Consider the following 12,455-nt stretch of genomic DNA (forward strand, 5'->3'; position numbering starts at 1 on the left):
TGAAGGGGTGGGTTCGTGTATATACAGGTTGTGTATGCACGGTGAGGTTAGTTCGCCGTTAACCATGACCGCCGAATGTGGTCGCCGAAGAGGCGGCAGGGAAATTACCGGATCATCACCGCAAGAAGGGCGCGGAGACATGAGCGACGAAGATATCAAGAGCTATACTCTGGACGAAATCCGGAAGATGAAAAGCCGAACTGACTGGGACCGTGTCCGCGCCCAAGGCGATTTCGAAGGCGAGGACGAAGACGATTTCGAACTCGACTGGGATTCCGCCGTCCTCGTCATCCCCGAACCGAAACAGGCGATCTCGCTCCGGGTGGATCAGGACGTTCTGACCTTCTTCAAGGCTGAAGGCCCCGGTTACCAGACCCGGATGAACGCGGTCCTGCGCGCCTACATGGAGGCGAAGAAACCCGGTTAGCCGATGGTTTCGACCGTAAGGTTGCCATTGGTGTAAACGCAGATGTCCGCGGCGATCCGCATCGCGGTGCGGGCGATCTCCTCGGCGTCCTTGTCGGTCTCCATCAGCGCCCGCGCAGCGGCGAGGGCGTAGTTCCCACCCGATCCGATGGCGGTCACGTCATGCTCGGGCTCCAGAACGTCGCCCGCGCCGGTGATCACCAGCAGGTCGCTGCCGTCGGTCACGATCAGCATCGCCTCGAGCTTCTGCAGGTACTTGTCGGTGCGCCAGTCCTTGGCGAGCTCGACGCTGGCCCGTGCCAGTTGGCCGGGCGTCGCCTCGAGCTTGGCTTCCAACCGTTCCAGCAGGGCGAAGGCGTCGGCGGTCGAGCCGGCGAAACCGGCGACCACCTCGTACCCGCCGGGGGTCAGGCGGCGCACCTTGCGGGCGGTGCCCTTCATCACGGTGTCGCCCATCGAGACCTGCCCGTCGCCCGCGATGACCACCTTGCCGCCCTTGCGGACGCCGATGATCGTGGTGCCGTGCCAGCCCGGGAAAGACGTGTCAGCCATGAAAACCTCCGTATCGTGTTCCGGCCTATATGTCCCCTGCCCGCCCGGGCGACAAGGGCGGGCCTTGTCCGGCGCCGGGCGCAGGGCTAGCGTCGCGCCATGAACGATGGCGTCGTCCGCTTCCACCTCGATCCCGATCTGCTGACCAGCGTCAGCGAGGGGCGGCACAATTTCCTCAACAAGGTCAAGGCGGTGTGCGAAGCGGCGGGCATGACCGTCATGCTGGTTCCGAACAGTGAAGGCACGCGCCGCGCCTGCGCGGCGCTTGACGGATACGACCTCTTCCACATGGACCCGCCGACCCACGACCGCGCCCTGACGGTGCGCCGGGTCTACCACTATCCGTTCTGGGCGATCGAGGCGTCGGCCGCCCGATGGGAGTGGGACGTGGCCCGCGCCCCCTTTCCCGGCGCGGCGGACCGGGCCGAGGTAAGGCGCTTCGCCGGCTTCTGGCGACAGCGGCTGTTCGGCGAGGTCGCGCCGCGGCGCGACGGCTATGTCTACGTGCCCCTGCAGGGCCGGCTGCAGGCCCACAGGTCGTTCCAGGCCTGTGCGCCGCTCGACATGATCCGCGCTGTTCTGGCGCATGACCCGGACCGCCGGGTCGAGGCGACGCTGCATCCGGGCGAGGATTACAGCGCTTCGGACCTCGACGCGCTGAAGGCGCTGGAATGGGCCGAGCCGCGGCTGAGCGTGTCGAGCGGGGAAATGGTACGCCACCTGACGCACTGCGACTACGTGGTCACGGAAAACTCGGCGGTGGCCTTCAACGGCTACTTCTTCGGCAAACCCTGCGCACTCTTCGCCGCTATCGATTTCCATCATATCGCGGCCAACGTGGCCGAGATGGGGGCCGAGGCCGCGATCCGCGCGGCGCCAGGGATGCAGCCGGATTTCGACGGCTACCTGCACTGGTTCTGGCAGGTGATGTCGATCAACGCCGGGCGGCCCGAGGCGGACGAGAGGATCGCCGCGCGGTTGCGGCAGCACGGCTGGCCGGTCTGAGCCGCCCGAAACGAAAACGGGCGCCCGAGGGCGCCCGCTTCAATCGAATGACTTCGAAGCTCAGATCGATTCCGCGATCCAGTTCTGCAGCGCCGCCTTCGGCGCGGCACCGGTCCGGTTCGAGATGATCTGACCGTCCTTGAAGATGAACAGCGCCGGAATGCCCCGGACACCCATCGACATGACCGACTGCGGGTTCGAGTCCGCGTCGACCTTCACGATCTTCACCTTGTCCGCCATCTCTTCGGACAGCTCTTCCAGCGACGGGCCGATCTGCTTGCAGGGCCCGCACCATTCTGCCCAGATGTCGACGACAACGGGCTTGTCGGAATTGATCACTTCGGCCTCGAACGTATCGTCCGTCACGGCTACGGTCGCCATTGGTTTGCTCCTGGCTGGCTGAATGTCGCCATCAAACGTAGGCATCCCCCCTTGGGGCGTCAAGCAGACCTTGTTGACTCAAGCGCCCGCATCACAAGATCCTGAGGCAGGGACATCAGCGTCGCATTGCGGGTCCAGAGGATCGCGGTTTCGATCCGCCTGCCGGGAAAGACCTTTTCCAGCGCGGCCGCATAGGCGCCCATCTGGCGTAGCAGCCCGTCGGGAATATCCTCGACACGGTCGGGCACCACGGCGTTTGTCTTGAAATCCACCGCCAGCACACGGTCGTCTGACAGGATCAGGCGGTCGATCACCCCGTGCAGGCGGTCGGCCAGCCCGATGTCGGCGGACACCGGCACCTCGGCCAGCGCCTCGCCGGAAAAGAGTGCGGCCAGCGCCGGTTTTTCCAGCACGCGACGCGCCTCGTCCAGCAGAAGCGTCAGTTCCGCCCCCTCGGCCCCGTCAACGCCCTGCCCCAGCAACCGCGCGGCGGCTTCGGGCCAACTCTCGGGCGCATCGGCGGGGAGATGTTCCAGCAGGCGGTGCACCTGCCGACCGCGCCGTTTGGCCTGCGCCTCGTCCAGCCCGGCCTCGCCCGGCAGCGCCTTGGCCCCGCCCAGGTCCGAGGGGCTGAGGGTGGCAAATCGCTCGGGGATCGTCGTAACCGGGGTGGCGAAATATCCCGGCAGGACGGGCGCCGGGGCGTCGGGGGCCACTGCGACCTCTGCCGCCGCGCCGGTCCAGTCGCCGGTTTCCAGCCGCAGCCCGCGCCCGGTCGGAAAATCGGCCTCACCCGCCCCCAATGTCTCCATCCCGGCGCGCACCCGGTCATGCCAGGCCGCGCCATCCTTGCCCAGATCCCCTGCGGCGGCGACGATCAGCCACTTCTCGGCCCGGGTCAGCGCGACGTAGAGCAGCCGGTCCCGTTCGTCGCGCCGCGCATCGGCCAGCGCACCCCGGGCGGCCTCCAGCGCGGCAGGCGTGTTGTCGGCGCGGGTGCCCCAGACCATCCGGTCCCCCATCGGCAGCAGCCGGTCCATCACGGTTTCGCGCCGCTGCGCCGTGTCGGGCAGGATCACGATGGGCGATTCCAGACCCTTGGAGCCGTGCACGGTCATCACCCGGATCCGGTCGCCCGCGCTGTCGAGCTGGCGCTTGATCTCGAGCTCGTCGGTCTCCATCCACACCAGGAACCCGGTCAGGCTGGGCACCGCGCTGCGTTCATAGGACAGCGCCTGGTCGAGCAGCGCGTCGATCCCGTCCTCGGCCTCCTCCCCCAGCCGGGCCAGCAGCTTCCGCCGTCCGTCGTGCCGGGTCAGGATACGTTCGATCATGTCGTAGGGCCGCAGGAAGTCGATCTGTCGCCGCAGGTCGTCGAGCATGGCGACCGTTTCGGGAAACTCCTCGCGCCGGGCGCGCAGCGCGGGCCAGAGGCGTTGGCCCCCGCGCCGGTGCGCGAGGTCGAAGAGCATCTGTTCGCTCCATCCGAAGAGCGGCGATTTCAGCGCCACGGCCAGCGACAGCTCGTCGTCCTGCAACGCGACAAACGACAGCAGCGCGGCGAGGTCGCGCACCGCCAGTTCCGCCCCGACCTTGAGCCGGTCGGCCCCGGCGATCGGCAGGCCCTGTTCCTTGCAGGCCAGGATGATCTCGTGAAACAGGTCGGACCGGCGCTGCATCAGGATCAGGAAATCCCCGGCGGTGACCGGCCGCATCTCGAATGTGCCGGAGTGGCCGATTTCGCTTGGAATAGTGTCTTTGCGCGCAATCATCTCCGCGATTTCCCCGGCGATCCTGCGGGCCAGGTCGACGCGGTGATCGTCCTTGCCCAGCTGGTCCACCGGCGCGGTCCAGTCCTGGTCGTCCGGGGTGTCGACCTTGTCGACCACGGGCCAGAGGTCCACCCGCCCCGGCATGCCGGACTTGAAGGCGCGGTGCGGTTCCTCGCCCCCGAAGCCGGCGCGCTCGCGGCCCTCGAAGACGGTGTCGACCAGCGACAGGATGGCGGGGGCCGAGCGGAAGGAATAGGCCAGCTCCATCACCTGCAGCGGGCTGGGTGACGGGGCGAGGCGGGCGGCGAAATCCTCGCGCATGCGGTCGAATTCACGCGGATCCGCGCCCTGGAAGGAATAGATCGACTGCTTCTTGTCGCCGACGACAAAGATCGTGCGCGTGCGCTCGGCCCGCGCGCCCTCGCCGCTGGTGAATTCGCGCGCCAGCCGTTCGATCACCGCCCACTGTTCCGGGCTGGTGTCCTGCGCCTCGTCCACCAGGATATGGTCGATGCCGCCGTCCAGCCGGAACAGCACCCAGGCCGCCACCGTCGGATCGTTCAGCAGGTCGCGGGCGCGCAGGATCAGGTCGTTGAAGTCGAGCCACCCGCGCTGCTGCTTGGCGGTTTCGTAATGCACCAGGAAAGTACGGGCGAAATCATGCAGCGCGCGCATCCGCGCCACGGCGGCCAGCGCCATCCGCGGCTCGCGCGCGGCTTCGACGGCGTGCATCCAGGCCTCGACCTCGGGCATGATGTCGGCCAGGTCGGCCTGCGTCCTTTTCGTCGGAAAAGACCCTATCTTGGCGCAAAACGGGTCCTTCGCGGACTTGCCCGAGAGGAACACGCCCTCGAGCACCGGCAGGGCCGACAGCGACGGCATCCGCAGGCCGCGCAGCTTGTCGGCGTTCCTGGCATCCGTCGTGCTGCCCGCGGCCAGCCCCGCCGCCAGCCGGGGCAGCAGGTCTTCACACCCCGTCGGGAATGCCATCCGGCGCAGCAGCGCGGCGTCGAAGCCGGACGGCAGGCCGAAGAGCGCGGTCAGTTCCGCATCCGGCAACTCGGTGCGGAAGGCATCCGCATGCCCGGCGATGTCGCGGGTGATCTCGTCGAATGTCTCGTCGCTCAGGTGCCGGGCCATGCCGGCAACCAGCGCGGCCTCGTCGCCGCCGGCCATCTCTTCGACGATCTCGGCCCTGAGAAGCGCGGTGGCGCGGTCCTCGGCCTCGGAAAACTGCGGGCTGACCCCGGCCTCGAGCGGGAAGCGCCGCAGGAGCGCTGCGCAGAACGAATGGATCGTCTGGATCTTCAGCCCGCCGGGTGTTTCGATCGCGCGGGCAAAGAGCTTTCTGGCGTCGGACAGGTTGAATTGCCCCTCGGCACCCAGCTCTTCCAGTTCCTTCCGCAGGTCCTCGTCGCTCTTCATCGCCCATCCGCCAAGGCGCTTGAACAGGCGGTTCTGCATCTCGCTCGCCGCGGCCTTGGTGTAGGTCAGGCAGAGGATGTGCTGCGGTTCGACCCCCGACAGCAGCAGCCGCGCCACCCGGTCGGTCAGGACGCGGGTCTTGCCCGACCCGGCGTTGGCCGACAGCCAGGTCGACCGGCCCGGCGCGGCGGCGCGGACCTGGCGTTCGGTGGCGTCGTTGCGCGGGGTGGTCATGTCAGCTCTCCCCGGTCGGGTTCGGTGGTGACGTCCCATTCGCCGAAGCGGGCCAGCTGGTCGTAATCCCCCTGCTCGGCCTTGGTGAACATCGCCCGGCGCGAGGTGAAGCCCTGCTCGTCGCCCAGGAAGAGCTCGATCAGGGTGACGAAATCCGCCCAGGCCTGCGCGGGCGGGATCTCGTCCAGCGGTGCGGGCATCTCGCCGGCGGATCCGCCGAGGCCGATGTAGGTCGCGGCCAGCACGTGGCGCGGCTCCATCCCCTCGAACGCCCCGCGTTCGGCCATCGCGGCCGAGAGCAGGAGCTGCCGGTCGAAATGGATCTGCTTCTTCTTGCTGGGCGGCGCGCCGGTCTTGTAGTCGTAGAGCCGCGCGTTGCCGTCGGTGTCGAGGTCGATCCGGTCGGCCTTGGCCGTGAGGGTAAAGCCCAGTTCGGCGATCTCCGCCCTGCCCTTCACCTCGAATTTCGCGGGCTGCGCAAGGCTCTGGCGGATCGCCTCGTCAGCCAGGAAACCTTCGGCCACCCGCGCCAGCCGTGCCCGCCAGAGGTGCCGTGCCTCGGCCCAGGGCACCTCGCGCGCAAGAACCGCGTCGCAGATCGCCAGCAGCGTTTCGGGATTGAGCGCGGAGGCGTCCGATTTCGTCTCTGACACGAAGGTTTCCAGCACTTCGTGCAGCACCGTCCCGCGCAGCAGCGCGTCGGGCACCGCCATCAGCGGGTCCAGCGGGCCAAGGCGCAGTACCCGCTTGGCGTAGACGGCGTAGGGGTCGCGGATCAGGCGCTGGATCTCGGTGACCGAAAGTTGCCTCGGCCGCGCCTCGCGCGGTGGACGCGGCGCCGGGCGCGGTGCCGGATCCACCCGCTCGACAGCCTCGAGCGCGCGGGTCCGGGCGATCCACTCCGACCCGCGCCCGCGCATCGCCGCAAGCGACGCCTGCCCCTCGCCGGGCAACCCGTCGAGCAGATTGGTCAGTCGGCTGATCCAACGCGACGGCACCGTTTCGGCGTCCTGTGTGCGGACCGACCGGGTCAGCCAGACCTCTTTCGCGGCGATCGCCTGCTGGAAATCATGCGCGGCCAGGCCGATGTTCCGTTCCGGCACCAGCAGGCCCGCCTTGTGCCGCATCTCGCGGTTCAGCCAGGGATCGGGCGGCGGCAGTTCCGGCCAGGCGCCTTCGTTCAGCCCGCCGAGTATGACGAGGTCGGCGCCCTGCACCCGTGCCTCGAGCGTGCCCCAGATCAGCACGCCGGGATGCCCGGTGTCGCGGTCGCGCACCTCGCCCCGGTCAAGCACCCCGTTGAAAAGCGTGGCATAATCCCGCGCCGCGACGGAGCCGCCGTGCCCGGATTCGCGGCGCAGCTCCTCGGCCACCGCGGCGGCTTCGCGCCCGGCCTCGTCATCCCAGAGCTTGCCCGCCCCCTCGCCCGGCTGCCCGGCGGCGATCCGTTCGGCCAGCGACAGGTGATCCGCCACGCGGTCCGACAGCGGCTGTGCCCCCGGCGCGTGGCGGTCGAGGATCGTTCCGATGACCCATTCGGCCCAGGGTGCCGCGGCCGGATCCGTCTCGGCCTCGGCAAAGGCGCGCAGGGCCTCGGCATCGGGAAACGGCGGGCCCTTGCGGCGCAGGCGCATTTCCAGCGCCCGGGTGAACAGCAGGTGCGGCCCGCGGTCCGCGCCGGAATGGGTCAGCGGATGCTTCAGCAGGGTCAGCAACGCCTCGGCGGTCAGGCGGTTGGCGAAAAGGTCGGCGACGTGGCGCAGGAACCGGCCCGGCGGCGAAAGCTGCAGCGGTAGGCCGGCGGAATCGTCCGGCACGATGGCCCAGCGGTCGAGCGCGGCGGCCACCTGCCGGGTCAGCATCCGGTCGGGCGTGATCAGCGCGGCGGTCACGCCGTCCTCGGCGGCCTGTCGCAGGCGCATGGCGATGGCCAGCGCTTCGGCCCGGGACGACGGCGCCTCGACCAGTGTCACATCCGCCATTGCGCCGGAAAGGTCAGGCAATTCAGGGCCTTCGCGCATCCACTGGTCGGTCACCGGCGCCGGGCGGAGCGCCAGGGACACGGCGCGGTTCCGCGCGGCCGAGGGGATCGCGACCCCCGGCCACTGCAACACCTGGTCGGGCGTCATGCCCAGCCCGTTCAGCAGCCGGGCAAAGCGGAACTGCGGATGATCCTCGCCGGTCAGCGCGTCGGTCAGGCTGTCCCAGACCCCGACCGGCATGTCGAAGTCATACCCCGGCAGCACCACGGCCCCATTCGGCAGCCGCGCGACCGCCTGCATCAGCAGGTTGGTCGATCCACGCGACCCGGTGGAGCCGGCCAGGATCACCGGATCCGTCGGCGGATTGGCCTGCCAGTCGGCGATGGTGCGTTCGATCACCAGCCTCTGCCGCGCCTCGGTGTCGAGTCGCCCGTCCGCGTCGCTCTGGAACTGGCGGGCGATGGTCAGGAACCGCAGGGCGCGGGCCCAGTGGCCCGAGAGGTCGCTGACGTCCAGCCCCTCGAGCACCTCCGGCGCGACGCCTTCGCCCTGCATCTCGTCCAGCACCCGGGCGAGGCTGTCGGCCAAGTCATAGAGCGCGGCGCGCGGGGCAAGGTCGGGTTCGGCGGCCAGCAGGGCCGAGATTAGTTCGACCAGCTCCAGCCTGCGGCGCAGCGGCGGCACGGCCTCGGGCAGGTCGGCCAGGTGGTGCGACTGGCCGAGATCGCCGATCAGCTCGATCCGCGGCAGCAACAGCGCCGGGCCGCTGTCGAACAGGTCGCGCACCCGGCGGGCCATCCGGCGGGTGTTCACGATCAGCCGGACGCGGGCCAGGTCCTGCGGCGGACGCCCGGCAAAGGCGGCGTGCAGATGCGCCACCAGCGCCGCCGGGAAATCGGCGCCGGGGGCCATGCCATAAAGGCGCGGATGCGGCAGCGGATCAAACATCCGCCAGCATCTCTTCGGCCAGTGCGATGCCTTCGGGACGGCCGACGTCGCACCACGTTCCGGGATAGATCAATCCATGCAGGCGGCCCGCGGCGATCATCCGGTTCCAGAGGACGTTCAGCGAAAAGGCATCCTCGGCAATCTCGTGCAGGCCCTCGGGCTTCAGGATATGCGCGCCGCCGTAGACGACGGGGCCGCCGCGGGTCAGCAGGCCGTCGGGCGACAGGGTGAAATCGCCGGGGCCGCTGCGGCCGCGGGTCGATTCAGGCTCCAGACAGAGCAAGAGCGCATCCATCCGCACCGGATCCCATGCAGCGCGGAGCAGGGTCAGCGGGTTCGGCCCGGTCCAGAGCGTGTCGGGGTTCAGCGTCATCACCGGCCCGTCGCCCAGGAGCGGCAGCGCCTGCCTCAGCCCGCCGCCGGTTTCCAGGATCGCCGGCTCGTGCGAGATGGCCACGTCGCGCCCGCGCAGGTGGTCGGCGATCTGGTCGCCCAGGTAGTGCGTGTTCACCACGACGCGGCCGAGGCCCGCATCGTCCGCCCAGTCCAGCGCATGGTCGATCAGTGGCCGGCCCGCGACCTCGATCAGCGGTTTCGGCCTCTGCGCGGTCAGCGCGCCCATCCGGGTGCCGAACCCGGCGGCAAAGATCATCAGGCTGTCAGGGGTGATGCGCATTGCTCCTTGAGCCGCGCCAGGCGGTCCGGTGTGGGCGGCGGCAGCGCGCCGGTGACGAGCGGGGCAAGGTCGGCCAGCGTCGGGTGGGCCAGGTCGCGCTGGATGTGATCCCAGACGCGGGGGATGAACCCCAGGTAGCGCGGCTTGCCGTCACGGATGCAGAGGCGGGAAAAGACGCCGAGGATCCGCATGTTACGCTGCAGGCCCAGCAGGTGGTAGGCGGCGGCAAAGGCCTCGGGGTCGGTGACGGTGGCGGCGCAGTACCGGGCGATCATCACCTGCGCGAGGTCGGGCGACACGTCGCGCCGGGCGTCCTGCAGCAACGAGACCATGTCATAGGCCGGATGGCCCGCCATCGCGTCCTGGAAATCCAGCTGGCCGACCCGCGCCGCGCCGTCGCGACCGGGCAGCCAGATCAGGTTCTCGGCGTGGTAGTCGCGCAGGATCAGGACCTGCGGCTGGCGATCCAGCTCGGCGAGCCGCGCGCGGATCGCCGCATGGAACGTGGCGCGGCCGGCGGCATCGGGCTGGCCCAGACCTTGCAGGTACCAGTCGAAGGGCAGGGCGGCGAGGTCCGACATCAGCGGGGCGTCGTAGGCAGCGATCCCGGCGGGCAGAGGGGCGGCGTGCAGGTCTGCGAGGGCGTCGATCGCCGGGGCATAGAGCCGCATCTCGGCCTCGGCCAGCGCGCTGCCGGAAAGCGTTTCGAGGATGCGGGCATAGAGATCGTCGCCCAGGTCCTCGAGCAGCAGGAAGCCCTGCGCCTCGTCCGCGGCGAGGATCTCGGGGGCCGAGAGGCCGCAGGCGCGCAGGTGGGTTGCGATCCGGATGAAGGGGCGCACGTCCTCGCCCTTTTCCGGCGGTGCGTCCATCAGGATCGTGGTGCGGCCGTCCAGCGCCAGCCGCTCGTACCGGCGGTTCGAGGCATCGCCCGACACCGGCGTGCGGACCGCCGCGGATTGCCCGTGACGGTCGAGGAAGGCGGCGCAGGCCGCGGTTCTAGTGCTCAATTCCCGCCTCATTCAGCAGATCATGCCAGATTTCCCGGTCTCCGGTCATGGTTATCGTGCGGGCGGAGTCCCCGACAACCGAAAAGCTGAGGTGCAGGGCCCCGTCGGGCGCAAGGTCGCCCAGCCGGTCGGGCCATTCGACAAGGCAGATCGCATCCTCGAACGCCTCGGTCAGACCCAGTTCGATCACGTCGTCGGGATGGGACAGGCGGTAGAGGTCGGCATGCCAGAGCTCGCCGTGCCGGGTGTCGTAGCTCTGCACCAGCGTGAAGGTGGGCGAGGGGATGTCCTCGGGCGTGTCCAGCACGGTGCGGATCAGGCTGCGGGCGAAATGCGTCTTGCCGGCGCCGATCCCGCCTTCGAGGAGCAGGACATGGCCGGGCCGCAAGAGCGGGGCCAGCCGCGCGGCGGCGCGGGCGGTGTCCTCTTCCGAGGTGGTGTTCAGCGTGACGGTGATCTGCCCCATGCCGCCAGATTACGCGGCGGGTGCGGGCCTGCAAGGGATCAGGCGCGGACGGTTTCGCGGACCTCGCGGAACCCGGCCATCGTGGCGCCGTCGGGCAGGGGGACGAACCGGCAGTAGACCCGCCGCCCGTCGGTCAGGCGCACCTCGCCGTCCCATTCCGCGCGGGCGCCGAAATCCGACGCGAAATCCCTGAGCTCGCCCCAGATCGGCGTCGGCTGGGCGCGCTCCTGCCAGTGCCGGGTGGCCTGCAGCACGGTGATCTCGTCCTCTGCCGGCATCTCTTCGGGCAGGCCCCAGAGCCGGGCGTAGGCGGTGTTGTAGAGGGTCAGGCGCGCGCCGGGGGAAAAGATCGCCACCGCCTCGTCGAAGGTATCAATCACCGACTGGGTGCGCTTGGTCAGTTGCTGGAACCGGCGCGACATGCCGATCTTGTCGCTGATGTCCTCCAGCACGAAGGCGATGGCCCCGTCGGGATAGGGGCGCCCGGTGACGCGGAAGGTCGCGCCGGACGGCAGGCTCCAGGTTTCCTCGAAACTGCCGTCGGCGGCGCGGGCGTCGAGATCGGAAATCGCCTCGCGCCAGCCGCGGTAGTTCTTGGGTTCGGGCATCACCCGGCGTTCGCGCAGTGCATCGAAGAACGAGGGCAGCGAGGGGCGGCCGCTGAGGAACTCGGGTTCGAGCCCGGTCAGGTCGATCATGGCGGGATTGAAGAGCGTCAGGCGGCGTTCGCGGTTGAAGATCGCGAGCCCGATGGACAGCAGCGCGAAGGTCTTGGTCAGCGTCTGGACGAAATTGCGCTGCGCGATCTCGGCCCGGATCACGGCCGAGACGTCGACGCCGTAGTGCAGCCAGCGGTCGCCGTGCCGCATGACCGAGACGTCGTACCAGGTGCCGGGCTGGCCCTCGGCCTCGGCCCCGACCTGGACGCGGGCGGTCACCGGCGTTTCGCCGCGGGGCAGGGGCAGGCCGGTGGCCAGCACGCTCTGGTGATCGTCGGGATGCGCGCGCGAGATCCGCTGGTAGGCCAGGTTCGACCAGCGCACCGCGTCCTTGGCATCGGTGGCCCAGATCGGGAACGGCGCGCGGGCGACGGCGCTGTCGGTGCGGCGCATCTGGATTTCCGCCAGCCGCCGCAGGTGCCGGTCGGCGGTGTCGCCCGGCGTGGCCTCGTGCACGATGACCCGCAGGGCGTCGGCGCCGGTCACGACCTCGACCCAGGCGCCGTCTTGGGCGCCGCGCGCGTCGTAGCGGTGCACGCCGCGGGCCGGCGGGTCGGAGGGGAAACCGGGAAAGCGCGGCAACAGCGCCTCGCCCACCCTCTGCCAGTCCGACACGCGGTATTCGACCGGGGCCAGCACCTCGGCCGCGGGCGGTGTGAGATCGCGCAACTCGCCGTTGTGAAACAGGAATTCGATCGGGGTCTCGTGGTCGCAGTGGTCGCCTTCGGTCGCCGCGGCCTGCCAGCGGATGCGGGCGAAGGCGGCGGTGGAGAGTAGCGCGAGAAGCGCGGCGGAACAGGAAATCGCGACGATCGTGAGGATCGCCGACAGGTCGAGATCCGGCATGGTTCCCCCTCGC

General features: G+C 69.5%; 10 protein-coding genes. 2 read left to right on the top strand and 8 right to left on the bottom strand.

What is annotated here, in order from left to right; translation table 11 throughout:
• The first annotated feature begins 139 nt into the window (after positions 1–139).
• Positions 140–427, top strand: coding sequence for a BrnA antitoxin family protein (locus ACE2AC_RS13705; RefSeq protein ID WP_375687924.1), 288 nt, complete (start codon positions 140–142; stop codon positions 425–427).
• Here the strand turns inward: ACE2AC_RS13705 and hslV are convergent.
• On the bottom strand, positions 424–978 hold the full coding sequence (gene hslV / locus ACE2AC_RS13710) for an ATP-dependent protease subunit HslV (RefSeq protein ID WP_375687926.1): 555 nt from the start codon (positions 976–978) through the stop codon (positions 424–426). The two genes, ACE2AC_RS13705 and hslV, sit on opposite strands and share 4 nt — an antisense overlap.
• 99 nt (positions 979–1,077) lie before the next feature.
• Between hslV and ACE2AC_RS13715 the strand changes: the two genes are divergently transcribed.
• Positions 1,078–1,983, top strand: a complete 906-nt coding sequence (locus ACE2AC_RS13715) for a hypothetical protein (protein WP_375687928.1) — start codon at positions 1,078–1,080, stop codon at positions 1,981–1,983.
• A gap of 60 nt (positions 1,984–2,043) precedes the next feature.
• On the opposite strand, the gene trxA is transcribed toward ACE2AC_RS13715, so the two are convergent.
• The 7 genes from trxA to ACE2AC_RS13750 are packed head-to-tail and all read right to left on the bottom strand — an operon-like array spanning position 2,044 to position 12,442.
• The gene (trxA, locus tag ACE2AC_RS13720; protein ID WP_375687930.1) at positions 2,044–2,364 is read right to left on the bottom strand and encodes a thioredoxin; all 321 of its coding nucleotides are present in this window, start codon (positions 2,362–2,364) and stop codon (positions 2,044–2,046) included.
• Positions 2,365–2,423: 59 nt separating this feature from the next.
• A complete protein-coding gene (gene addA / locus ACE2AC_RS13725; RefSeq protein WP_375687932.1) occupies positions 2,424–5,795 on the bottom strand; it encodes a double-strand break repair helicase AddA in 3,372 nt (1,123 codons plus the stop codon).
• A complete protein-coding gene (addB, locus tag ACE2AC_RS13730) occupies positions 5,792–8,725 on the bottom strand; it encodes a double-strand break repair protein AddB (protein WP_375687933.1) in 2,934 nt (977 codons plus the stop codon). The genes addA and addB overlap by 4 nt, the downstream gene beginning before the upstream one ends.
• Complete coding sequence (locus tag ACE2AC_RS13735; RefSeq protein WP_375687935.1) at positions 8,718–9,401, bottom strand: nucleotidyltransferase family protein; 684 nt, start codon at positions 9,399–9,401, stop codon at positions 8,718–8,720. The genes addB and ACE2AC_RS13735 overlap by 8 nt, the downstream gene beginning before the upstream one ends.
• Positions 9,377–10,411, bottom strand: a complete 1,035-nt coding sequence (locus ACE2AC_RS13740) for an aminoglycoside phosphotransferase family protein (RefSeq protein ID WP_375687937.1) — start codon at positions 10,409–10,411, stop codon at positions 9,377–9,379. Before ACE2AC_RS13740 ends, ACE2AC_RS13735 begins: the two co-directional genes overlap by 25 nt.
• Positions 10,401–10,877, bottom strand: a complete 477-nt coding sequence (tsaE, locus tag ACE2AC_RS13745; RefSeq protein ID WP_375687939.1) for a tRNA (adenosine(37)-N6)-threonylcarbamoyltransferase complex ATPase subunit type 1 TsaE — start codon at positions 10,875–10,877, stop codon at positions 10,401–10,403. Before tsaE ends, ACE2AC_RS13740 begins: the two co-directional genes overlap by 11 nt.
• Before the next feature lie 38 nt (positions 10,878–10,915).
• A complete protein-coding gene (locus tag ACE2AC_RS13750; protein WP_375687941.1) occupies positions 10,916–12,442 on the bottom strand; it encodes a PAS-domain containing protein in 1,527 nt (508 codons plus the stop codon).
• Positions 12,443–12,455: the final 13 nt, after the last annotated feature.

The organism is Pseudooceanicola sp. LIPI14-2-Ac024, from assembly GCF_042188925.1.
Classification (GTDB): domain Bacteria; phylum Pseudomonadota; class Alphaproteobacteria; order Rhodobacterales; family Rhodobacteraceae; genus Pseudooceanicola.

Bases quoted from the DNA above. Each gene is read 5' to 3' on its own strand.
- ACE2AC_RS13705 (WP_375687924.1), top strand. From the start codon at position 140: ATGAGCGACGAAGATATCAAGAGCTATACTCTGGACGAAATCCGGAAG.
- hslV (WP_375687926.1), bottom strand. From the start codon at position 978: ATGGCTGACACGTCTTTCCCGGGCTGGCACGGCACCACGATCATCGGC.
- ACE2AC_RS13715 (WP_375687928.1), top strand. From the start codon at position 1,078: ATGAACGATGGCGTCGTCCGCTTCCACCTCGATCCCGATCTGCTGACC.
- trxA (WP_375687930.1), bottom strand. From the start codon at position 2,364: ATGGCGACCGTAGCCGTGACGGACGATACGTTCGAGGCCGAAGTGATC.
- addA (WP_375687932.1), bottom strand. From the start codon at position 5,795: ATGACCACCCCGCGCAACGACGCCACCGAACGCCAGGTCCGCGCCGCC.
- addB (WP_375687933.1), bottom strand. From the start codon at position 8,725: ATGTTTGATCCGCTGCCGCATCCGCGCCTTTATGGCATGGCCCCCGGC.
- ACE2AC_RS13735 (WP_375687935.1), bottom strand. From the start codon at position 9,401: ATGCGCATCACCCCTGACAGCCTGATGATCTTTGCCGCCGGGTTCGGC.
- tsaE (WP_375687939.1), bottom strand. From the start codon at position 10,877: ATGGGGCAGATCACCGTCACGCTGAACACCACCTCGGAAGAGGACACC.
- ACE2AC_RS13750 (WP_375687941.1), bottom strand. From the start codon at position 12,442: ATGCCGGATCTCGACCTGTCGGCGATCCTCACGATCGTCGCGATTTCC.